We start from the raw sequence: 24715 nt of genomic DNA on the forward strand, positions 1-24715 counted from the left end.
TTTAAATATTAACCTCAATATAGTATATTTTATATTTTGTACTATATCATATGTTGTATATAGTATTATAATATAATTCCAAATAAAAATATGGATATTGCACCTACAGCTATTGATACTGCAATAGATTTAAATTTATAAGCTACTAATAGTACTATTATGCCTGAAATAATCTTAGGATTAGTAAATGAAAGGTATAGATTATCTCCATTAAAGAAAATATCTTTTGCTATTAGTGAACTAAGTATAGCAATAGGTATAAATTTCATGATATCTTTAATAGATTCAGGCATATCATTTTTTGAGAATATTATCATAGGTAAAATTCTTGGAATATAAGTAACAATTGCCATGCCTAAGATAACTATAATTATGTAGTTATTATTCATAGTTGCCTTCCTTTCTATGTGTTAATTTTTGAATATAAAAACCAAATAAAGCAGATAAAATAGATGCTATTATAATAACTAAACTATTCTTAAAGAAAGTATATAAAACTACTGATAATAATATAGAAAGTATAGAAACAAGTACATATATTTTATTTTTAATTTGATTAACTATTAGAGTAATGAACATAGCTGTCAGCAGAAAGCCAGCAACAGAATCGCTTATATGAACAATCTCTCCAAGAAATGCACCCACGAAGCAACTTACAGCCCATACTATTATACAAAGGTTATTTAAGTATAAAGCATGTGTATCAGTCCAATTTCCATAAGTATATTTTTCTAAGTTTATAGCAAATGTTTCATCTGTAACACCATGACAAAAATACATTAAAAATTTCATGTTCTTATTTTTTATGTGCATATGTAAGTTAGAGCTCATTAGGAAGTTGCGAAGATTCAATATAAATGTAGTTAAAATTATTGAAGTAATACTTCCGTTTGAAGCGAGCATAGAAGCAGCTACAAATTGTGAGCTACCAGCAAATACTATAAATGACATAAACAATATATAGAAGGCTGGTAGACCTGATTTTTGAAGCATAATACCACAAATAAGTCCTAAGGGAATATATCCTAGAAATATTGGGATTGATGCTAGAAAGCTTTCCTTTAAGATTTCTCTTTTTGACATGTCTTTTTTCAAATACAATCACCCCTTAAAAATAATGAATATTTATAAAATTCTATAAATAATTGTTTCATTTTATTATAGCTATTTTAGCTAGTTATATCAATGATTAAGATGGTAGCCTGTAAGTATCAAAAATTCACTTATAGTCTGTAGAACTTATGGTAATGATTTTATAAATAGTTTAATTCTATTAAAAGATTTCCTTTTATGCAATTTATTTATTGAAATATGATATAATGTATAGATATATGGTATTATTTAACATGCAAGAGAAATTTTATTTGATTGGATTTTTTAGATACTAACAAAATATAGTTTTTTAATATTACTTACGGATATTAATTTTTAGAATAGTGCTTAAATGGGTTGTACAACATATAAAGATAATTATTCCCCTAGATAAATAGAATTAAGATATATAACATTTAAATTACAAAATATGAAATATAATTAATTGTGAATAATAAATAATAAAATATACAAGGGGATTGTCTAATAAAAAAGACAGTCCCCTTTTTACAAATAATTCTAAAATGTGATATAAATCTAAAAATTTTATCGTAATATTTAACAATTTAATGACAATAATTGATATAATTAAGATGAATTAAGTATATAGTGTACTTATTTTACGTTTTTAGCAACAAATATAGCATTTAAAAGATAAATTGTGCCACATAAATTAAAGTTTAAGATGAACTATTAATGTAGATATATTAAAAACTTTTAGTAATGGAGAATATATGTGATATGAATAATAAAGTTAAGGTTGCAGTATTAGATACAGGAATAGATAAAGAACATGATTACTTAAAAGATAACTTAGTTGGAGGAATTGCTTTTGAATGTATGCATGACTATATCTTTATATCAGACAAATTTGATGATGAGGATGGTCATGGAACTGCTTGTGCATCAATAATAAAAAAGGAGTATGAAGATGTAGAACTATTTGTGATAAAAGTTTTAGGTAAAGATAGTATTGCAAATATAAAGGTTCTTGAAGAGGCATTAAAATACCTTTTGGATACTAATATAAGACTGATTAACTTAAGTTTATCAGTTATAGGTGTAGAAAGTGTTAAAGGTTTATTTGAAGTTTGCTATGAATTGTTTAGAAAAGGAAAGATAATAGTATGTTCCTTAGCCAATAACTTTGACTTGAGTTATCCAGCTATGTTTAACAATGTTATAGGTGTAAGGGCTTCTACTTTAGATATAGAGAATTCTTTTTGGTACAATAAAAAATATGATGTTCAATGTGTTATGGATAGTAATTCATATATAAGTTGTGATATAAATAATTCTTTCAGATTGCCACCAAAATGTAATAGTTATGTAGCTGCAAAATTTACTGGGAAAATAGCTAAAATATTGTCAGAAGAACCAAACATAACAGTATCTGCGTTAAATAAAAAACTTGAGTCTCTAGCAACCAAAAATTGTTGGAGTAGTCGTGATTTAGATAAGTATAGTAGGATTCCAGATTTTAAAGTGGATTTATATGATAAGGAAAATGCTCTGCTTATGGAAGTTGCGGATGTTATTAGAGAGTGTTTAAATACTGAAGCTGAGAATGAAAAATTATTTCAATGTAGTCTTTTTAATAAAGAGATAGGATTAGTTTATGATAATTGTTTTAATCTATTAGAAAAATTAGAGAAAAGATTTGATTTGAAATTTAATTATATGGATATATCAAAATATGACTTAGTTTCAATATATACATTAACTGAATTAGTAGAAAGATATAAAAATACAAAAAATAAATAAAAATTTATTAACTAAATTTAATGTAGAAGGTGTTAGATTATATGTATTCTTTGTCAGTAGATTAAAAGTTAAAAATATACTATAATTAGATAACATAAAATAAAATGCCAATACAGGGGGAATTAGATAATGAAATATGAAGAAGCATTAGAATATATATCACAAACCAATAAGTTTGGTATAAGATTAGGGTTAGAGAATATTGGAAAATTATTAGAACTGTTGGGAAATCCACAAGAAACTTTAAATATAATACATGTAGCTGGAACTAATGGAAAAGGTTCAGTGTGTTCTTTTATTTCTAATATATTAAGAGAAAGTGGATATAAGGTCGGCTTATACACATCTCCATATCTAGAAACTTTTACTGAGCGTATAAGAGTAAATGGAGAGAATATACCACAAGAAGATGTTGCTAGAATAATTGGTTTAATAAAAGAAAAGATAGAAGTCATGGTAAGCCAAGGTTATGCATATCCAACTGAATTTGAAGTGGTTACTGCAATGGCATTTTATTACTATTCTGAGCAGAAAGTAGATTTTGTAGCTTTAGAAGTTGGATTAGGTGGAAGATATGATGCTACAAATATAATAACAAAATCACTTGTAAGTGTAATAACATCTATAAGTTTAGACCATACAGGAATACTTGGAGATACAATAGAAAAAATAGCATATGAAAAAGCTGGTATAATAAAGGAAAATGGAATAGTACTTGTATATGACCAGACTGATGAAGCAAAGGATGTTATAAAGTCAGTTTGCAAAGAAAAAAATGCAAAATACATAGAAGTTAATTTTGATGATATAAATATAAAAAAATCAAACATAAACTCTCAAATATATGACTGTAATATAATGGGAGAAACTTATAAGAATCTTGAAATAATGTTGATAGGTGAACATCAAATAAATAATTCTATATTGGCAATGAGTGTACTAAAATATCTAAAAGATATAAAAAAATTAGATAATATAAGTGAAGAATCTATAAGAAAAGGTCTTATAACTACTAAATGGCCAGGAAGAATAGAAAAGATAAAAGAAAGTCCAATATTTATAATAGATGGAGCACATAACGAAGATGGAGCAAAATCTTTAGCAAAAGCACTTGATAAACATTTTAAAGACAAAAAACTAACTTTATTAATAGGCATGTTGGAAGATAAAGATATTGATGGTGTCTTGGACATACTAATGCCTAAATTTAGCAAAGTAGTGACAACAACTCCTAATAATCCAAGAGCTATAAATTCAGATATATTAAAAGAAAAAATATTAAAATATGTAAGTGATGTAACATCAAAGCATGAAATAGAAGATGCAGTTAATTATACATTGGAAATATCAAACAAAGATGATATTATAATAAGTGCAGGTTCTTTATATATGATAGGCACAGTTAGAACTTTGGTAAAGAAATTATAATCTTATAAAATAAATACATAGATATAAATATATGGATATAAATAAAAGATATATAAAGAGGAGTTGGCTAAAATAATAGACAACTCCTTTTTTAATGAAATCAGTTTTTAGATTAGCGTATCACTATATATTAGTAATATCTATATAGATTGACGAATAGCTTTAGATAATTGGTCTGGACAAGAAGTACCCTTACCTCCACAATCAATACCATTTAATTTATCAGCAATTTCAAGAGCATTTTGACCAATTATTAAACTCTTAAGCCCTAATAAATTTCCATTACATCCGCCTATAAACTCAGCATCAACAATCACATTATTTTCATCAACTTCAAAAAACATCTCTCTACAACAAACACCACTTGGGTTAAAAGTAACCTTCATAAAAAAGACCTCCATTAATTATTATTTCATTGTGTCAACATCAATAATAATACCAAATATATGTATAATAATGCAACTATAAAGCATAATACAAGCTAATAAAATAATATATTATTGTAGTATATGTATTGTAGAGAGGAGGGGTTATGTGAAAATCTATATTTCTAACTACCTATCAAAGAGCATTAGTATAGTTGATTATTCTACACTTGAACTAGAAAAAGAAATAGTATTAGAGGATAATATATATCCACATCATTTTTGCATAGAAAAGGAAAAAAATTTGATATACATACCTAGTTCGAGCAATGGAATACTATATGTTTTAGACTTAAGTAATGATAAAATAATTGATACTGTTTCTATAGGAGGAAGTCTTAGTCAAGTTATGCTTAGTGATAATGAGCTATTTGTAGCAAATGAAGATTCAAATAGCATATATGTGTTGGATAAAAATACATTAAATCCAATAGGAATCATTGGTGTTGATAATATGCCACATGGATTTGATTTTGACAGAGAGAGTAAAAAGTTATATGTACCATGTATAAATTCGATAGTATGTATAGACACAATAAATAAAAGTATACAAAAGAAAATCAATATGGACTTTAGAGCATGGCATATAGCACTTGATAAACAAAAGAAAGAAATGTATATATCAACACTTGATGGAAAGCTTGTAATAGTTGATGAAGTAAGTATGGATATAAAAAAGGTATTATATGAATTCTTATTGCCAGTAGAAATAAGGTTTAATTATAGTGGGAAAAAAGTTTATGTTGCTGACTTGGGTTATAATAATGTAAGAATTTTGGATTATACAACAAGTAAATATATTGGAAATATTGAAATAGATGGAATTCCTCAGGGATTAGAAATATCTAAAGATGAAAAGTTATTATTTGTATCAGATACTCAAGAAAACTCAGTTAAAGTATATGAAACTGCAAATAATAAATTAATAAAAGTAATCAAGGTAGGAAAAGAGCCTACAACTATAGTTTGTTTGTAGGCCTTAATGTATGTCTCTTATAAGTAAGTCGATAACTTCAGCATACATATAAGATGCATTGTTTTTCCAATTGTTACAAATAAGTTTTGCTTGTTTCTCTGATGAAACATTTAGATTTAAATCTATTAAGTTAGATTGATTTTCTATGACTCTAAGATTGACAATAAATTCATTATCACTTTGTTTTACGAAGCTAGATTTTACTTGAGTATCTGCTAGTAAATTTTCTTTATTAGAATCTATATACTTGTCTATTTTTTCAGTAACACTAGTAGGTATTCGATTAAAAAAGTATTCTAGACTTTCTACACCTCTTTGAGTAAGAGCATAATATTCTCTGTCAGAGTCTTTATATGTAGTCAAAAACTTAGATTCCATAAGCTGAGATAAAAGCTGTTGTAATGAAAAGTAATTCATCATTTCAGTCTCTAATACTACTTGAGTTATTTGAGAATTAGTTAAATCCATTTTAATTTTTTCCAATATATACAAAATTAAAAGTTTGTGATAAGCTAATTCTTCAGATGAGTTTTCAAACATAAATATCATCCTCCGTCAAACTATTTCTATATATAATATATTAAACTAATTTATACAAAATTAAAAGAATAATTTGTATAGTATCATTAATCTTTAACAAATTAGATAAAATTAATTTTATAAATGAAGACAAGAAAACAGGGCTACCAATCGGCAGCCCTGTTGATACCCAGGTGTCAAAATTTACTATCTATTTTCCAGCCATTTGTCTTTCAGCCATTTCAACTAATTTCTTAGTCATGTATCCACCAACATATCCATTTTCTCTAGCTGTTAAGTTACCTTTGTCTATGTTTTCATAGTTAGATAAACCTATTTCGTTAGCTATTTCTAATTTCATTTGATTTAAAGCTGCTTTTGCTTCTGGCACTACTGTTCTGTTTGAATTTGACATAGTAAATTTCCTCCTTAAATAATTAGTTTATGATGTCTAACAACACTTTTATTTATGTGATGTTAATACTAATTTCTCCAAAATAAAAATAATATATACAGAAAAATAAAGGTAAAAATGTAAAAAATATAAAAAAATTAAAAAAAGTAGTATTTTAAAGGATTTAATTGGCCTAATATAGAGTTTATTTTTTTATTTGTTGTCCTATAAATTAAATATTACAGTACTTTTTTGAACTAAAAAAAAATAAATTTTAAATATAGAAGAATTTATTTAAAAGGGGGAACAGTATGAAAAGAGAAGTTAAGAGAACTAAAGCTTTAATATATAGTGTTTTATTTTTTTCATTATTATTGGTACTAATATTTGCTCTTGTTTATGGAATAAAATATGTGTGCGCTAAATCTGATAACTCAAAAATGCCTATATATAGAGTTGATACAAATGAGAAAAAGATAGCTCTGAGTTTTGATGTTGCTTGGGGAACTGATAACATGGATGATATTCTTAAAATTTTGGATAAACATAACATAAAAGCTACTTTTTTTCTAGTTGGTAGTTGGGTGGATGATAACAAAGAAATTGTTAAAGCTATAGATGAAAAAGGACATGAGATTGGAAATCATTCGAATACACATGCTAATTTAAAAGAGATATCAAAAGAGGATATAAAAGAAGAAATAGAAACTACATCGGAAAAAATATTTAGCATAACAGGTAAAAAGACTAATCTATTTAGACCACCTTTTGGAGACGTAAACAATAAAGCTATGGACATTTGTGGGGATTTAGGTTATAAAGTAATTAAGTGGGATGTAGATTCGATAGATTGGAAAGAGCTTGGCCCAAATCATGTAATTGAAAAAGTAATAAAAGAATCTCAGCCTGGTTCAATAGTTTTATTTCATGCTAATATAAATGATGTAGATAACTATTTGGACACCATAATAAATAGACTTAAAAAAGATGGATATAGCTTAGTAAAAATATCTGATTTATTATATAAAGACAATTACATAGTTGATTCTAATGGAGTACAAAAACTAAAAAATTAATAATTAATAAATGTATATTTTTAGCAGTGTTGTGGAAAATTATATAGTATATGTTAGAAAAGTGTCGATAAAAAGACGGTGTCTGTTTTTTGACACTTTTTTATGTATGTATGTAATATCAATAATTATAGATTAAATCAGTAAAAAAAACGTCTAATAATTGACTTTTTTTTATTGGGTTTAAATGATTAAATTGAATTATAAACGCTGTAAGATAGTATTTTCAAAGGGTATAACTTTGTTTAAAAGTTGGCATAGAAATTGCTTTGATAATAAGCGATATGTTCTATAGAAATAAACAATATGTTAAAGTCTTGTAATAGAAAAACAAGATTAATATTATTTGAACAGCTTATAAAAAAAATTAATATATTTAAGGGGGCGTACTAGTTGAACAAACTATATTCTATTTTATTAAAACAACACGTTGGTGGTCCAGATAAGCCAGTAGTAAGTGTTGGAGATGTAGTAAAAAAAGGAACTCTAATCGCAGAACCAGCTGGATTAGGAGCAAATATTTATGCCAGTGTTAGTGGAAAAATAAGTGAAATAAATGACCAAGCTATAGTAATTGAAGCTGATGAAGCACAAGATGATACTTTTGAACCATTAAAAGGAGAAAGTATACTTGACTTAATTAAAGAAGCTGGAGTTGTAGGAATGGGTGGAGCAGGATTCCCTACTCATATAAAATTAAACATAGATTTAAAAGGTGGAACAATATTAGCAAATGCAGCTGAATGTGAACCTTTACTAGCTCATAACATAAAAGAAATAGAAGAAAATCCAGAAATAGTTTACAAAGGTATAAAATATGCTATGGAAGTTACTAATGCTGGAAAAGGTATGCTAGCAATAAAAAGCAAACATCCAGAAGCAATAGCAGCATTCAAAAAAGTAATAAAACCAGGAGACAATATAGAAGTTGCTGAACTAGTTGATATGTACCCAATGGGAGAAGAGAGAGCTATAGTAAGAGATGTTCTAGGAAAATTACTTGAGCCAACTCAATTACCTTCAGAAGCTAATGCAGTAGTAATAAACGTAGAAACATTAACTAGAATAGTAGAAGCTGTTGAGCAAAAAAGACCAGTTATATCTAAAAATATAACTGTAGTTGGTCAATTAAACAGTGGAAAAGAATCTATAGTATTTGAAGATGTGCCAATCGGAACTACTGTTGGAGAATTAATTGAAAGAGCTGGTGGAATAAAAGGTGAATATGGTGAAATAATCCTAGGAGGACCTTTCACAGGAAAAGCTACTACTTTAGATACTCCAATAACTAAAACTAGTGGTGGTATAATAGTTACTATGCCATTTGTTAATGAAAAAAGAAAAATGGGTCTTTTAGTCTGTGCATGTGGACCTAACGAAGAAAGAATGAGAGATATAGCAGCTAAAATGGGCGTTACTGATATAGTATCAGTTCAAAAATGTAAACAAGCTCAAGAAATAAAAGGTGCATTAAAATGTGAAAATCCAGGACACTGTCCAGGACAAGCTCAAAAATGTATAGAATTTAAAAAAGCTGGAGCAGAAGTTATATTAATAGGTAACTGTACTGACTGTAGTAATACAGTAATGGGTTCTGCACCAAAATTAAAATTAGGTGTATATCATATAACTGACCATGTAATGAGAACAGTTAATCACCCATTAATAAGAAGAATAAAAGGTGACGTAAGATTAAAAATAAAATAATTAATTAATGTAAAATCATATATTAATTAATGTAAAATCATATAATAAAAACATCTTTAGAAGTGAGTCTTAAAAATTACTTCTGAGGATGTTTTTTTATGTAATATATAAGTTAAATTTATAAAATATATAAATTAAATGGAAAAAATAGACAAAAATTAATCTATATTGTATAATAATGACAATAGCTATTAAAATTATATCAGACAAAAATAGTAAAGCTCAAGTATGTGATTTGTGTTGACATATATAAATTAAATTTAGTTAACTATCCAATAGAGTAAAAGTTTTTGTGTTATTTAAAGATACTCCATGGTATCTTTTTTAGTATAGAAACGAATTTTTGTCTTATTTTTGTCTTATATTAGAAAAATTATTTTGAAATATTAGTTTGTATTTTAATACATTCATAAAAAGTGCACTTAAAGAGTTAAAGCATTGAACAAAATATTAAAAAAATAAAAATTACAAAAACCTATTTATAGAAACTTTGAAGTATATCTTAAATTTGGGCACTTAAGGGATATATGGAGTTAGTAGTGCAACCTGCTATAAATATAAATAGGAGTAACTTTTAATTATCAAAAATATATAAACAGATATAATAAAGTACATAAATCATAGTAAATATAAATAAATATAAAATATATTTTTGAAATAGCTCCCTACATTCATAAAGAGTGTAGAGTGGCAGAACATCTGCCCAAAACTCCTTTAATTGCTGGAAGTTCCTAAAGCTAACTAAACCACAACATAATCATGAAATAAGGATAGATGTGATAGAGTGTTTATTTGATAGATACTTGATGGTTACGAAAGTAGAAAAAATTAGTTAGATAGCATAAGGTTAAATCCTAAGTGCCTTAAAAATGGATAATCAGCAGGTAAGCTTCGAAAAGAAGAAACTTCAACGACTAGAGAGAAATCTCGTACCTACAAGTGTGGGGAAATGGGGAGTACCTAATTATTAGGTAATGATATAGTCTGTGCTTAATAGAAATATTAAGAAGTTCATTAGAGAACTGGTTAGGATTAACGACCCTAATTGAACACGCTAAAGATGTATTGTGGAATCAAATCTATACAAGAATATAATATTTTGAATTATATTAGATAGATACAATATATATTTTTAGTATCAGGAGAATTTTGAAAGTAAAAATTAAAAAATCAAGCATAATTAGTTTAGCCATCGCTTTTAGTATGGTATTTGCTACATTTACGCCAATAGTATCTTACGCTGCTGAAATGAAGGGCAAAGATGTAGTTCTTGATGGTGAGAAGACATCAGAGGGACAAACTCCAGAAGGAGAACAACCATCAGAGGGACAAACTCCAGAAGGAGAACAACCATCAGAGGGGCAAACTCCAGAAGGAGAACAACCATCAGAGGGACAAACTCCAGAAGGAGAACAACCATCAGAGGGACAAACTCCAGAAGGGGAACAACCATCAGAGGGACAAACTCCAGAGGGAGAGCAACCATCAGAGGGGCAAACTCCAGAAGGAGAACAACCATCGGATGAACAAACTCCAGAAGGGGAACAGCCTTTAGAAGAACAAACTCCAGAAGAAGAACTAGTAGTAGAAGAAATGAACTTAAAGCAAAATATTGAGAAAATTCTTGATATGACTTTATCTCAGATAACTAAAATTGTATATAATTTCTGGGAAGATGAAGAATCTGTAAAAACAGATGAACAATCAGAAATTAGACAAGTACTTACTTCAAAAGATCAAAATTTACATCTATGGTATGATAAAAAAGCAAAAGTAAAAAATACATGTTTACTAAAAGAAGATGGTTCAAATAGACCTTATTATGATATAAGATTTGATGATATTACAAAGACGTTAACTTTTGATTATATAGTAGAGGGTCTTATAGGCGCAAGTACTAAAGATAACAAATATATAATAGATGGAGAAGATGGAGAACAAACTGCATTTTGTTATAATAATCATCTAAAAGCTCCAACCAGTGATGGTAAGAGTCCATATTTACCAGCAGAAGATTTTAATGGTCAAGAAAATAAAAATGAAGATGCAATTAAATCTATAATCTATGCAGGTTCTGAATTTGATGGATTTGGATATAAACAACAGTTCAATTTAGGTGGAGAAGAAAATGAAGGTGCAGTTTATTCAGCAACTCAAAGTGCAATATGGATTATGCTTGGACAAGTGGATGAACAAGCAAAACTTAAACAATATCAAGGAAGTATAAACTTTTATGATATACTTATAGAAAGTGCAAAGACTGAAGAAGAAAAAGCTGAATATCAAAAAGGTAAAGAACAAGCAATAAATATAAAAGCTTATTTAGAAGCATTGTTAGATGCAGGTCATAAACAACTAAAACCAGATGATACAGGAAAACCTAGCCTAAGCAATGGTTCAACTGATATTAAATTTGATAAAAATGAAGATGGAACTTATGAAACAGAAGCTATAGCTTTAGTGGGTTATAGTGGTGTAGTTAAGTTAAGATTGCCAAATGGAGTAACTGCCTATGACGAAGAGGGTAATATAATAGGTACAGGTGAAGTAGAAGTTTCAACACAACATAAATTTAAACTTAAAAGTGTTGAAAAGCCAGATTCAAAGGCTAATATCTCTGCAGTATCTTATGATTATATTTTCCCTAAAGCTATTCAATATTATAAGTCAGTTTTTGATTTTGGAGAGAAAGACCATTCATCTTTATTACCAGCTAGTAAGCAAAATTTATTGAGTTATACAATAGAACAAAAGAATGGTGAAGAAGTTAACTTTAATATAGGTTTACCAACAGATGGAGGTTCAGATGTAAATCCACCAGTGCCACCAACAGATGATACTGTAAATCCACCAGTACCACCATCAGGAGGAGGAGATTCAAATGGACATAAGCCATCACCACCAACAGATGACACAGTGATAAATCCACCAGTGCCACCAGCAGATGATACTGTGATAAATCCACCAGTGCCACCAACAGATGATACTGTGATAAATCCACCAGTGCCACCAACAGATGATACTGTGATAAATCCACCAGTGCCACCAACAGATGATACTGTGGTAAATCCACCAGTACCACCAACAGGTGATACTGTGGTAGATACATCAGTACCACCAACAGATGATACTGTGGTAAAATCACCAAAAACAGGTGACGAAACTCAAATAATGTCATATGTATTTATTGGCATAATTGCAATTTGTGGATTAGGGTATCATTGTAAAAGAGCAAAAAATTAATCTAGATTATTATTTATTAAGTTTAAAAATACATTGTCTCAAATTGATTTAAAAATCGTTTTGAGACATTTTTTTTGCGTAAGTATAACTTATTTTAAAGTGTACACTAACTGTTTTATGAATAGAAAAATGGTTTGAAGGTGAAAATAGTATTGAAAAAGTAATGTACTAAGTATATAATTCATTTGATTTTATTTGTATGAATTATAAGTCAATTTTAGTGATTATACAAATTTAGATATTAATCTCTTAAGAAATTTTAATATTAATTATTCAATAAATTATTATTATAATATGCTAGAATAAATATATATAAATAAGTTTTGATGAGGTACTACTATAAAGGGGGGACTTTATGTTTTCGATACCAGAAGTAAAAAAAGTAGAAGAAGTAATGGATACAAAATTTACAACTATAGACGAAGACACAAAAATAGAAAGTGCAATAAAAGAAATGATAAGAAGTAATACAAAAACTCTAATGGTAATAGATTCATCTAGTGAATTAAAAGGAATTATATCTATGACTGATATACATAATCTTTATGAGATGCATAAAAAATATGAAGGCCAACCAGTAAAACTTATAATGAAAAAAGATGTTATATATGTCAGTGAAGGCTTAACCTTAGATGAGTGTAGAGATATAATGATATTAAAAAATATAGGTATTCTTCCTGTGCTTAGAGATAATAAAATCATTGGTGTCTTGAAACAAGAGCATATTAGAGATTATTTATACATGCATTTAGAAGATTATGGATTAACTTTAAAATACATTATAGGTCAGATTAAAGAAGGAATTTGTGCTATAAATAATGAAGGTGTTGTAATTTTATGGAATAATTTTATGGAAGAAAGGTATGATATAAAGTCTGAAGACATAGTGGGTCGACCGATGAACGAGTTTTTGGAAAATACTATTTCAGAAAAAGTACTAAATAGTAAAGTCGGTATGAGTGATTTATATTTTACTGACAAAAAAGAAAACATGTATGCATTAGTTCATGCAAATCCTATATTTTATAAAGAAGAATTCATTGGTGTTGTATGTACTGAAGTAGACGTTACAGAAGCTAAGATATTAGCTCTTGAACTTGAAAAAGTAAATGATACATTAAAATATTTAAAAGATGAAGTAAAAAATTTATCTAAAGGTAGCTTTGACAAGATTTTAGGTAAAAGTTATAAATTGGAAAAATCGAAAGCGATTGCAAAACAAGTAGCTAGAACCAACAGTAGTATATTCATTTGGGGCGAAAGTGGTACAGGTAAAGAAGTATTTGCTAGAGCTATTCACGATTATAGTGAGAGAAAAGGTCAATTTATACCTGTTAACTGTAGTGCTATACCAAATGAATTATTTGAGAGTGAATTTTTTGGTTATGAATCAGGTGCATTCACTGGAGCAAGTAAAAAAGGTAGAATAGGTATATTTGAACTTGCGAAGGATGGAACAGTATTTTTGGATGAAATCGCAGATTTACCTCTTAGTATGCAAGCTAAATTGCTTAGAGTATTGCAAGAAAAAGAAATAAGACGAGTTGGTGGAGATACTACAATAAAAATAAATCCTAGAATAATATCAGCTACTAATAAAGATTTAGAAAAAATGGTAAAAGCAGAAAAATTTAGAGAAGATTTATATTATAGATTAAATGTTGTAGAAATAAAAATACCACCTCTTAGAGAGAGAAAAGAAGATATAGGATTATTAGTGCATAGTTTCTTGGAAGAAATATGCAAACAAAACAATAAGCCTGTTCTTACAATAAGTAAAGATGTAATTGATATATTTCAAAATTATAGATGGAAAGGGAATATAAGGGAATTAAAAAACACAATTGAAAATATTGTTGTCCTATCCCAAAATCCTAGAATAGAAGTAGATGATGTACCAAGCTATATGATGGATTCTAGAAATAACAATACAGAGGAAGAAGAATATCCTCTAGATTTGACGAAAGCTACTCAAAAGATTGAAGTAAAAAATATAACAAAGGCACTTAAAATGTCTAATGGAAATAAAGCTAAAGCTGCTAAAATATTAAACATACCAAGAACTACGTTATATTATAAGATAGATCAGTATAAAATAGATGTGTCTAAAATATGACACATGACTAAATTTTGACAAAATAATAATCTTTAATTTGAAACCAAGCAAAATCAATGTTTGGAGTAGTATGATATATGTGACTGTGTTAAAAAAAATAAAAAAGTGTTGATTAATTGACACTTTTTTTGTTTTGAGAAAATGTTTCCAAACATAAAAAACAGGGTGTTGTAAATAAATAGTTATATAATATTTGGCTAAAAATAGCGATAGAGGAAGGTTGTATTATAGAAAATATCTTTTTGTTAATAAGTTGGCATAGGAATTGCTTATATATAAAGTGACTTCAAATGAGAAAAAAATAGTATTAATTATGACGATTTATGTAAGTTGAAAAGTTTTAACACTTAGGGCTGTTAGTAGGGAACAGTAAATATGTTAATTATTAAGAGTGTTAGGGCATCAATATAAATTAAAAATCAAATGAAGGAGGCATTTTATTATGTCAATAACTTTAGAAACAGCTCAAGCCCATGCAAATGATCCAGCAGTATGCTGCTGTAGATTTGAAGAAGGAACAATAATAGCACCAGAAAACTTAGAAGACCCAGCAATATTTGGAGATTTAGAAGATTCAGGATTATTAGTTATTCCAGAAAATCATTTAACAGTTGGTCAAGTATTAGGAGCTAAATTAACAAAAACTTTAGATGCATTATCTCCAATGACTACAGATAATGTAGAAGGATATAAAGTAGCAAAAACAGATGCTGAAGAATCTGCTAAAGAAGTAGAAGCTCCAGTAGCTCAAGTAACGCCAGCTCAAGGTGCTACAGTTCAAGCTACAACAGGTCAAGTAATAAAAATACACATAAAAGAAGGTAAAGATATAAACTTAGAAATACCTTTGAAAATAGCTGCTCAAATGGGAGTAGTACCACAAAAATAATAGTTGAAATATAACTATTAAAGCCGGTTTTAATTTACTTGATTCCTCAGTTAAGGGGTTACCTGTTGAGGAATCGAGATTTAAAATAATAAATAAGAAAATAATGTAAGGAGGTATTTTATACTATGTCAATAACTTTAGAAACAGCTCAAGCCCATGCAAATGACCCAGCAGTATGTTGTTGTAGATTTGAAGCGGGAACAATAATAGCACCAGAAAACTTAGAAGATCCAGCAATATTTGCAGACTTAGAGGATTCTGGATTATTAACAATACCAGAAAATGGATTAACTATAGGTCAAGTACTAGGAGCTAAGTTAAAAGAAACTTTAGATGCTCTATCTCCAATGACTACAGAAAATGTAGAAGGATACAAAGCAGGAGAAGCTAAAGAAGTAGTAGAAGAAGCAGTAGTAGAAGAAGCTCCAGCAGCTTTAGAAGCAGTAGTGCCAGTAAGCACAGGAGTTTTAGGTGAAACAGTTAAAATACACATAGGTGAAGGTAAAGATATAAGCTTAGAAATACCTTTATCAGTAGCTGGTCAAGCGGGAGTTGTTGCTCCAGTAGCAAACGTTGCTGCTCCAGTAGCAGGTGCAGTAGCAGAAGTAGCTCCAAAAGCTGAAGAAAAGAAATTATTAAGAAGTTTAACTAAAAAACACTTTAAAATAGACAAAGTTGAATTTGCTGATGAAACTAAAATAGAAGGAACTACTTTATACATCAGAAATGCAGCAGAAATATGTAAGGAAGCTAATGACACTCAAGAATTAGTTGTTGATGTTAAATTAGAAATAATAACTCCTGATAAGTATGAAACTTACAGTGAGGCTGTATTAGATATACAACCAATCGCTACTAAAGAAGAAGGCGAATTAGGTTCAGGTATAACAAGAGTTATAGATGGAGCTATAATGGTATTAACTGGTACAGATGAAGATGGAGTTCAAATAGGTGAATTCGGTTCTTCAGAAGGTGAATTAAACACTACTATAATGTGGGGTAGACCAGGTGCTGCTGACAAAGGTGAAATATTCATCAAAGGTCAAGTAACAATAAAAGCTGGAACTAACATGGAAAGACCAGGACCTTTAGCTGCTCACCGTGCTTTTGATTATATAACTCAAGAGATAAGAGAAGCTTTAAAGAAAGTTGACAACTCTTTAGTAGTAGATGAAGAAGTAATCGAGCAATATAGAAGAGAAGGTAAAAAGAAAGTTGTTGTTATAAAAGAAATAATGGGACAAGGTGCAATGCATGATAACTTAATATTACCAGTTGAACCAGTTGGTACATTAGGAGCTCAACCAAACGTTGACTTAGGAAACATGCCAGTTGTATTATCTCCACTTGAAGTATTAGATGGTGGTATCCATGCATTAACTTGTATAGGACCTGCATCAAAAGAAATGTCAAGACATTACTGGAGAGAGCCATTAGTAATAAGAGCTATGCAAGATGAAGAAATAGATTTAGTAGGTGTTGTATTTGTTGGTTCTCCACAAGTAAATGCTGAGAAATTCTATGTATCTAAGAGATTAGGTATGTTAGTTGAAGCTATGGAAGTTGATGGAGCTGTAGTAACTACTGAAGGTTTCGGAAACAACCATATAGATTTCGCATCTCACATAGAGCAAATAGGTATGAGAGGTATACCAGTAGTTGGTGTAACTTATTCAGCAGTTCAAGGTGCTCTAGTTGTTGGTAATAAATACATGACTCACATGGTAGACAATAACAAGTCTAAGCAAGGTATAGAAAATGAAATATTATCAAACAATACATTAGCTCCAGAAGAGGCTATAAGAATCATGGCTATGCTTAAAAATGCTATTGCAGGTGTAGAAGTTAAAGCTCCTGAAAGAAAATGGAATCCAAATGTTAAGTTAAATAACATAGAGGCTATAGAAAAAGCTACAGGAGAAAAAATAGTATTAGAAGATAATGAGCAATCTTTACCAATGAGTAAGAAGAGAAGAGAAATATACGAAAAAGACGAAAACTAAAATTTAGATAATAACTAAGATTTAGATAACAATATAAATTTAGATCCAAGTTTAAAATAAGTATAGAGAGGTAAAATTATAATGGATAGATTAAAATATATCTCATCAGAGACTTTTTATGAGGGTGTTATAGTCGAAATCATGGGTGGTGGAGTAACTATAGACCTAAAAGGTAGACTTGGACAATTTAAAATACCTAATAGAATGCTTATAACTGACTACGAACTTAAGATAGGTCAAGAGGTTGGATTCATGCTAAGCTATCCTGAGGTATTAAGTCCAGAACCTAATCATGAGTATGTAGAAAATATTAGGAGAGAAAAAGAAAAGCAAGCAGAAATGCAAGCTAAAAAGAAGCAAGAAGAAGAAAAATAATAATAATTAATCGTTTGAAAATAGAAGGGAGAGGAAATATATGAGCCTTACAACAGTACAAGGACTTCAATCTGAAATATTTGTTCCAATAACACCTCCTCCAGTTTGGACTCCTGTAACTAAAGAATTAAAAGATATGACTATAGCTTTAGCTACAGCAGCTGGTGTTCACTTAAAATCTGACAAGAGATTCAATCTAGCAGGAGATACTACTTTTAGAGCTGTACCTAACACAGCTACAGTTGATGAAATGATGGTATCACATGGTGGATACGATAATGGAGATGTAAATAAAGATATAAACTGTATGTTCCCTATAGATAGATTACATGAATTAGCTGCAGAAGGATTTATAAAAGCAGTAGCTCCTATGCACTATGCATTCATGGGTGGTGGAGGAAACCAACATGTCTTCACTGAAGAAACTGGTCCTGCTATCGCTGCTAAACTTAAAGAAGAGGGAGTAGACGGTGTAGTCATGACAGCTGGCTGAGGTACTTGCCATAGAACTGCCGTGATCGTGCAGAGAGCAATAGAGGAAGCTGGAATACCTACAATAATAATCGCAGCTCTTCCTCCAGTAGTTAGACAAAACGGAACTCCTAGAGCAGTTGCTCCATTAGTTCCAATGGGTGCTAATGCTGGTGAACCACATAACATAGAAATGCAAACACATATATTAAGAGATACATTAGAGCAATTAGTTGCTATACCATCTGCTGGTAAGATAGTTCCATTACCATACGAATATAAAGCTCACGTTTAAAATGTAATTTATATTTGAAAATACAAAACCCTTCTCCTACATAATTAGGAGAGGGGTTTTAAGAACAAAGGTGGCTATTATGGAAGAAAAAATAATGAGAAGACTTGTTATAAAACCGTTTCATATGAATGAAGTTAATTTCGGTTCAAAAACTTCTATAAAGAAAGATGTACTTACAATTGATTTATCAAGTATAGATGAAATAAAAGCAAGAGAAGATTTAATAACAGATATAAAAGTAGATATTATAAAACCTGGAGACTATGACAGGGAAATTAATACTATTATGGACATTATACCAATATCAACCAAAGTTTTAGGCAGATTGGGAGAGGGAATTACACATACTTTAACTGGTGTATATGTAATGCTAACTGGTGCAGACGAAGATGGAAATCAAATGCATGAATTTGGTTCTTCAGAAGGAATTTTGAGTGAACAAATGGTGTTTGGTAGATATGGGACTCCATCAGTTGAAGACTATATAATCCATGTGGATGTAACTCTTAAGGGAGGTTTACCTTTTGAAAGAACACTTCCACTTGCAGCATTTAAAGCATGTGATGATTTTATACAAGAAATAAGAACGTCTTTGAAAATGGAAGACGGAAGAAATGCTACTCAAGTTCGTGAATATTTTGACAAAATTCGACCAAATGCAAAAAAGGTTGTCATAGTAAAACAAATAGCAGGTCAAGGGGCTATGTATGACAATCAGTTATTCTCAAAGGAACCTAGTGGTTTTGAAGGAGGAACATCAATTATAGATATGGGAAATGTACCTATGATTATATCTCCTAATGAATATAGAGATGGTGCCCTTAGAGCTATGACTTAAGAGAGGTGGATATTATGGGAATAGGACCTTCAACAAAAGAAACATCTCTTCATCACTTTAGAGACCCACTTTTGGATATAGTTGAAAGTGATAAGGATGTAGATTTACTTGGAGTAATAGTAGTAGGAACTCCAGATGGAAATGAAAATAAAACTTTTGTAGGACAGAGAACAGCTGCTTGGCTGGAAGCTATGAGAGTAGATGGAGCTATAGTCTCTTCAGATGGTTGGGGAAACTCACATGTTGACTATGCTAATACATTTGAAGAAATAGGAAAAAGAGATATACCTGTAGTTGGAGTAACATTTAATGGTACTCAAGCTAAGTTTGTTGTAAGCAATCAATATATGGATACCATAGTTGATATGAACAAATCAAAAGAAGGTATTGAGACAGAAGTTGTTGGAGAAAACAACACAAATGAGATTGATGCTAAAAAAGCTTTGGCATTTTTAAAATTAAAAATGAGAAAGCATGGATAAAAAATTTAAGTAAGGGGATGAGTTTTGTGGGAATTTCTACATCAATGAAAAACACATCACTTCAGATTTTTAGAGACCCATTACTTGATTTAATAGACAATGATCCTGACGTAGATTTGCTAGGAGTAGTTGTAGTTGGTACATCAGAGCACAATGAATGGAAATCCTTTTTATCAGCCAGGCTTGGAAGATGGGTTGAAGCATTGCGACCTGATGGAGTGATTATAACCTTAGATATGGCAGGAAACCAGCATATTGATTTTACAAATGCTATATCAGAGTTTGTAAAATCAGACATACCTACAGTAGGTCTTACTATTATGGGAGCAGATGGTCTAGTAGTTACCAATCAGTACTTAGATAAAGCTACCATAATTGATTATAAAAAGACAACAGGCTACATAGAAACAGAAGTAGTTGGAGACAATCACTTGGATGAAGTTGATGTAAAAAAAGCATTAGCTTTTCTAAAACTAAAAATGCGTAAAAACGCAAAATAAACCTAAGGGGGAATTTGATATGAAATTTAGCAGAAGTATACAAGCTATAGACTCTCATACAGCAGGAGAAGCAACTAGAATAGTTGTAGGTGGAATACCTAACATAAAAGGAAATTCTATGCCTGAGAAAAAAGAATATTTAGAAAAAAATCTAGATTATTTAAGAACTGCTATAATGTTAGAGCCAAGAGGACATAATGATATGTTTGGTTCTGTAATGACTCAACCTTGTTGCCCAGATGCTGACTTTGGAATAATCTTCATGGACGGTGGCGGATACCTTAACATGTGTGGCCATGGTACAATAGGAGCTATGACAGCAGCTATAGAAACAGGTGTAGTTCCAGCAGTAGAGCCTATAACTCATGTAGTTATGGAAGCTCCAGCAGGAATAATAAGAGGGGACGTTACAGTTGTAGATGGAAAAGCTAAAGAAGTATCATTCTTAAACGTACCAGCTTTCTTATATAAAGAAGGTGTTGAAGTTGACTTACCAGGTGTTGGAACAGTTAAATTTGATATATCATTTGGTGGAAGCTTCTTTGCTATAATACATGCAAGTCAATTAGGTTTAAAAATAGAACCTCAAAATGCTGGTAAATTAACTGAACTAGCTATGAAACTTAGAGATATAATAAACGAAAAAATAGAAATACAACATCCAACTTTAGCTCATATAAAAACTGTAGATTTAGTTGAAATATATGATGAGCCAACTCATCCAGAAGCTACTTACAAAAACGTAGTTATATTTGGTCAAGGTCAAGTTGACAGATCTCCATGTGGAACTGGAACAAGTGCTAAATTAGCTACTTTACATGCTAAAGGTGAATTAAAAGTAGGAGAAAAATTCGTATATGAAAGTATATTAGGAACTTTATTCAAAGGTGAAATAGTTGAAGAAACTAAAGTTGCAGATTTCAATGCTGTAGTACCTAAAATAAGTGGTTCTGCTTATATAACTGGATTTAATCACTTTGTAATAGATGAAGAAGATCCACTTAAACATGGATTTATTCTTAAATAGAAACAAATAAATTGGGAAATTAAAATAGAATAGTAACCTCTTGCTGGTTACTATTCTATAGCTTTTAGGCTATAAGATTCAGAATATATAAAAAAATAAAAAAACAGGAGGATGGATTATGGTAGCAATCTTAAAGGCATTATACGTAGTATTCGCAGCAATCTTTGCAGTTGTATTTGGTAAAGACGTAGCTAAAGCAAACAAAGAGGGGAAACTAGAAGAACAAAGTACTCCAAAAGTTGCTGTAACAGGATTTATAACAGATTTTTTTGATACATTAGGAATAGGCTCATTTGCTCCAACAATAGCAATGTCAAAAGCTTTAAAATTAAACATACCAGATAAGAAAATGCCTGGTACGTTAAACGTAGCACATACTATTCCAGTTGTTACTGAAGCATTTATATTTACATCAATCATACCAGTTGATGGTGTAACTCTAGTATCTATGGTTGTAGCAGCAGCAGTTGGTTCATATATAGGTGCAGGAATAATAGCTAAAATGGACGAAAGAAAGATACAAATGGTTATGGGTGTGACTCTAGCATTAACAGCAATATTAATGTTATTAGGTCATCCTTGGGTTAATGTATTACCAGGTGGAGGAAATGAATTAGGTCTTACTGGTGTTAAGTTAGTAATAGGTGTAGTAGGTAACTTTATACTAGGTGCTTTAATGACAGCTGGTATAGGACTATATGCTCCAGGTATGGCAATGGTTTACTTCTTAGGAATGTCTGCAAAAGTTGCGTTCCCAATAGTTATGGGTTCTTGTGCATTATTAATGCCAGTTGCAAGTATGAAATTCATAAAAGAAGATGCATATACTAAAAAAGCATCAGTTATAATAGCTATCTGTGGTTTAATAGGGGTTTTCGTAGCAGCATATATAGTAAAAACTTTACCAATGGATATATTAAAAGCATTAGTAATAATAGTTATAGCTTACACTTCTGCTACAATGATAATGGCTGCAAATAAAAATAAAAAGACTGCTTAGTATTTATTAAATATTACAGCTAACAATAAAAATTATAAACTGCTTTGGAACGTTAATATTAATGTTCTAAGGCAGTTTTTTATTTATTAGATATAATTATATAAAGCAATTAGTGTGCCAATTATACAATATATATATATAAGTTTAGTAAATTAAGTATAAATATAGCTATATTTTCTAAAGTTAAGGTGTAAACTGAAGTTAAATATTTAAATTTAATACTAGATATAAGAAAAAAAGTTAATATATTGATGTATATTAACAAAAATATTAGTATAATAAGTCGAATATAACTTATAATTGAAGAAAATTGAGTTTATAATGACTTGATAGTTATCTGAATCATTTGAATTAATTTGAAATATTGATATTGCTTATGTGTATAAATTAGCCTTGAGTTATATATGACTTAAAAGTAGATAAGGAGTAATTTAATAATTAATTTTGATTAAAATAAATAATATATTGTATGAATCCATAATAGTTTTACAAACTTTAAATCAAAAGATTAAATGAAATTTATAAATAAATAAAAAGTTTTAAACAGCAATCAAAGATTTGTAATAAAATACATCACTCACAAATATATTTATTATATAAGCTGATACCAGAAATATAAGAATTAACAATTGTGGAGGGATAAAATATGATAGCTGTTAAAGATGAGAATAACGTAGTAAACTTAAGAGGGGAGTTAGACAATAAGCTAGAATTTAGTCATGAGATATTTGGAGAGAAATTTTATAATGTGAAAATAAAGATAAACAGACTAAGTGATTCCTTTGATACACTTCCTATGACTGTGTCAGAGAGACTTCTTCAAGATATTGATATCAATAAACAAAATTTAGTCAATGTTGTAGGTCAATTGAGATCATATAATAAAACCTTAAATAATAAAAATAGATTAGTGCTTACAGTATTTGTTAGAGAAATAAAGGCTATAGAAGAGGAAAATAAAGACCCAAACAGCATATTTCTAGATGGGTATGTATGTAAAGAGCCTGTGTATAGGAAAACTCCTTTAGGCAGGGAAATAACTGATTTATTGGTAGCTATAAACAGACCTTATAATAAATCTGATTATATACCATCAATAGTCTGGGGGAGAAATGCAAAGTTTGCAAAAAACTTAAAAGTTGGTGATAGAATACAGCTTTGGGGTAGAGTTCAAAGTAGAGAGTATGAGAAAAAAATAGATGAGGATAATGTAGTGAAAAAAATGGCATATGAAGTATCTATATCAAAAATAAAAAAATTAGATGAAAATAATAATGATTAAATATTAAAAATATATTGTTTTTTCATTAAAAAAACTAATAAATTTGCTATAATAATATATTAAAAATAAATAAAGATTGTTTAAAAAAATACTAATGAAATATCTCTTGAATAGTTGCTCGCCATTTATTATAATGTAATCTGTACATAATTTATAATTGAGAAAATGAAGAGGTGAAGCATTGTGAAAAGCATATTATATCAGATAAATAGACAGCCAGTTAAAGCTAAATATACATCTGATGAATTAGAATGTTTTTTGGATACAATTGAGTATAATGTAGGGGATAAAATATTGCTTGTTGGCCATATAGGAAACCTAGGCAAGAGATTAAGAGGTCTTGGTACTTCTGTGACTATACTAGAGAATAGTAACTATGAAGATGTATGTTATTCTTTAGTATATAATGAAAATTGCAATGTAGTTAAAGGTAAGTTAGAGTTTTTGCCGTTTGATGATAATCAGTTCAACAAGATAATAATAGTAGACCAATTTAATGTTATTACAGATTGTGAAAAAGCTTCATCTGAAATACAAAGAGTTTTAAAAGGTAATGGAGAGGTTATATTAGAAGATTTAAACTTAAAAAATTTAAAAGTTAAACTAAACTATCTTAAGCATAAATTTTGTGGTTCTGTAGCAAAGATTCACTATCCACATGAAGTATTTAATATATTTTCAAGATTAAATTTTGATGGTATGATTAAAGAGTCAAATAAATTAAAATATATTTATGTGGGAAAAAGAAGATAAATGAGTTAAAATATAAATATGGATATAATATAAAAGACTAGGTTAAGCCTAGTCTTTTGTTAT

22 protein-coding genes, 1 pseudogene and 1 riboswitch are annotated in these 24715 nt (G+C 29.3%); of the genes and pseudogenes, 18 read left to right on the top strand and 5 right to left on the bottom strand.

All coding sequences use genetic code 11. The features are described 5' to 3' along the window. Positions 1 to 65 precede the first annotated feature (65 nt). Together IC173_RS17585 and IC173_RS17590 are read right to left on the bottom strand one after the other, a co-directional pair. Positions 66 to 389 (bottom strand): AzlD domain-containing protein, encoded by a 324-nt coding sequence (locus tag IC173_RS17585; protein ID WP_227433697.1) that lies wholly within the window; start codon positions 387 to 389, stop codon positions 66 to 68. Continuing rightward, positions 382 to 1095 (bottom strand): AzlC family ABC transporter permease, encoded by a 714-nt coding sequence (locus IC173_RS17590; protein WP_227481866.1) that lies wholly within the window; start codon positions 1093 to 1095, stop codon positions 382 to 384. Before IC173_RS17590 ends, IC173_RS17585 begins: the two co-directional genes overlap by 8 nt. A gap of 738 nt (positions 1096 to 1833) precedes the next feature. Here IC173_RS17590 and IC173_RS17595 point away from each other — a divergent pair. Then, positions 1834 to 2856 (top strand): S8 family peptidase, encoded by a 1023-nt coding sequence (locus IC173_RS17595; RefSeq protein WP_227831780.1) that lies wholly within the window; start codon positions 1834 to 1836, stop codon positions 2854 to 2856. A gap of 129 nt (positions 2857 to 2985) precedes the next feature. Next, positions 2986 to 4284, top strand: a complete 1299-nt coding sequence (locus tag IC173_RS17600; RefSeq protein WP_227855994.1) for a bifunctional folylpolyglutamate synthase/dihydrofolate synthase — start codon at positions 2986 to 2988, stop codon at positions 4282 to 4284. 140 nt (positions 4285 to 4424) lie between these two features. Here the strand turns inward: IC173_RS17600 and IC173_RS17605 are convergent, their stop codons facing one another. Next, entirely contained in the window at positions 4425 to 4670 is a 246-nt protein-coding gene (locus IC173_RS17605; RefSeq protein ID WP_227433701.1) for a TIGR03905 family TSCPD domain-containing protein, read from the bottom strand. A 148-nt stretch (positions 4671 to 4818) separates the two neighbouring features. On the opposite strand from IC173_RS17605, the gene IC173_RS17610 reads away from it, so the two are divergent. After that, complete coding sequence (locus tag IC173_RS17610) at positions 4819 to 5685, top strand: YncE family protein (RefSeq protein ID WP_227433702.1); 867 nt, start codon at positions 4819 to 4821, stop codon at positions 5683 to 5685. 3 nt (positions 5686 to 5688) lie between these two features. On the opposite strand, the gene IC173_RS17615 is transcribed toward IC173_RS17610, so the two are convergent. Together IC173_RS17615 and IC173_RS17620 are read right to left on the bottom strand one after the other, a co-directional pair. Further along, positions 5689 to 6225 (bottom strand): DUF4364 family protein, encoded by a 537-nt coding sequence (locus tag IC173_RS17615; RefSeq protein WP_009891708.1) that lies wholly within the window; start codon positions 6223 to 6225, stop codon positions 5689 to 5691. A gap of 190 nt (positions 6226 to 6415) precedes the next feature. After that, positions 6416 to 6619: an alpha/beta-type small acid-soluble spore protein gene (locus tag IC173_RS17620; RefSeq protein WP_003422115.1), complete on the bottom strand. Its 204-nt coding sequence runs from the start codon at positions 6617 to 6619 to the stop codon at positions 6416 to 6418. 290 nt (positions 6620 to 6909) lie between these two features. On the opposite strand from IC173_RS17620, the gene IC173_RS17625 reads away from it, so the two are divergent. The 15 genes and pseudogenes from IC173_RS17625 (at position 6910) to IC173_RS17690 (ending at position 24652) form a co-directional block, all read left to right on the top strand. Beyond that, positions 6910 to 7674 (top strand): polysaccharide deacetylase family protein, encoded by a 765-nt coding sequence (locus tag IC173_RS17625; RefSeq protein ID WP_227433703.1) that lies wholly within the window; start codon positions 6910 to 6912, stop codon positions 7672 to 7674. A 390-nt stretch (positions 7675 to 8064) separates the two neighbouring features. Continuing rightward, a complete protein-coding gene (prdC, locus tag IC173_RS17630) occupies positions 8065 to 9378 on the top strand; it encodes a proline reductase-associated electron transfer protein PrdC (protein WP_227433704.1) in 1314 nt (437 codons plus the stop codon). A 474-nt stretch (positions 9379 to 9852) separates the two neighbouring features. Beyond that, positions 9853 to 9938, top strand: a riboswitch (cyclic di-GMP riboswitch). A gap of 589 nt (positions 9939 to 10527) precedes the next feature. Then, positions 10528 to 12621: a Cys-Gln thioester bond-forming surface protein gene (locus IC173_RS17635; protein WP_227855995.1), complete on the top strand. Its 2094-nt coding sequence runs from the start codon at positions 10528 to 10530 to the stop codon at positions 12619 to 12621. 355 nt (positions 12622 to 12976) lie between these two features. After that, complete coding sequence (gene prdR / locus IC173_RS17640; protein ID WP_227433706.1) at positions 12977 to 14737, top strand: sigma-54 dependent transcriptional regulator PrdR; 1761 nt, start codon at positions 12977 to 12979, stop codon at positions 14735 to 14737. A gap of 442 nt (positions 14738 to 15179) precedes the next feature. Beyond that, a pseudogene (locus IC173_RS21060) lies at positions 15180 to 15441 on the top strand (D-proline reductase (dithiol) proprotein PrdA); the annotation flags it as partial. 310 nt (positions 15442 to 15751) lie between these two features. Further along, the gene (gene prdA, locus IC173_RS17650; protein WP_227481872.1) at positions 15752 to 17629 is read left to right on the top strand and encodes a D-proline reductase (dithiol) proprotein PrdA; all 1878 of its coding nucleotides are present in this window, start codon (positions 15752 to 15754) and stop codon (positions 17627 to 17629) included. 81 nt (positions 17630 to 17710) lie between these two features. Then, on the top strand, positions 17711 to 18004 hold the full coding sequence (locus tag IC173_RS17655) for a CBO2463/CBO2479 domain-containing protein (RefSeq protein WP_227433709.1): 294 nt from the start codon (positions 17711 to 17713) through the stop codon (positions 18002 to 18004). Between the two features lie 40 nt (positions 18005 to 18044). Beyond that, entirely contained in the window at positions 18045 to 18770 is a 726-nt protein-coding gene (gene prdB, locus IC173_RS17660) for a D-proline reductase (dithiol) protein PrdB (RefSeq protein WP_079739805.1), read from the top strand. A gap of 79 nt (positions 18771 to 18849) precedes the next feature. Beyond that, positions 18850 to 19608, top strand: coding sequence for a proline reductase cluster protein PrdD (gene prdD / locus IC173_RS20800; RefSeq protein WP_255287823.1), 759 nt, complete (start codon positions 18850 to 18852; stop codon positions 19606 to 19608). Positions 19609 to 19622: 14 nt separating this feature from the next. After that, positions 19623 to 20090: a glycine/sarcosine/betaine reductase component B subunit gene (locus tag IC173_RS20805; protein ID WP_003422094.1), complete on the top strand. Its 468-nt coding sequence runs from the start codon at positions 19623 to 19625 to the stop codon at positions 20088 to 20090. Between the two features lie 26 nt (positions 20091 to 20116). Next, positions 20117 to 20590, top strand: a complete 474-nt coding sequence (locus IC173_RS17670; RefSeq protein ID WP_255606343.1) for a glycine/sarcosine/betaine reductase component B subunit — start codon at positions 20117 to 20119, stop codon at positions 20588 to 20590. A 19-nt stretch (positions 20591 to 20609) separates the two neighbouring features. Further along, a complete protein-coding gene (locus IC173_RS17675) occupies positions 20610 to 21617 on the top strand; it encodes a proline racemase (RefSeq protein ID WP_021386243.1) in 1008 nt (335 codons plus the stop codon). A gap of 118 nt (positions 21618 to 21735) precedes the next feature. Continuing rightward, on the top strand, positions 21736 to 22617 hold the full coding sequence (locus IC173_RS17680) for a TSUP family transporter (protein WP_227433711.1): 882 nt from the start codon (positions 21736 to 21738) through the stop codon (positions 22615 to 22617). A 646-nt stretch (positions 22618 to 23263) separates the two neighbouring features. After that, positions 23264 to 23899 carry a single-stranded DNA-binding protein gene (locus tag IC173_RS17685; protein WP_227433712.1) on the top strand — a complete coding sequence of 212 codons (636 nt, stop codon included), beginning with the start codon at positions 23264 to 23266 and terminating at the stop codon, positions 23897 to 23899. 183 nt (positions 23900 to 24082) lie between these two features. Beyond that, complete coding sequence (locus tag IC173_RS17690; RefSeq protein ID WP_227433713.1) at positions 24083 to 24652, top strand: class I SAM-dependent methyltransferase; 570 nt, start codon at positions 24083 to 24085, stop codon at positions 24650 to 24652. Positions 24653 to 24715 lie beyond the last annotated feature (63 nt).

This window comes from Clostridioides sp. ES-S-0048-02 (assembly GCF_020658495.1).
GTDB lineage: Bacteria > Bacillota > Clostridia > Peptostreptococcales > Peptostreptococcaceae > Clostridioides.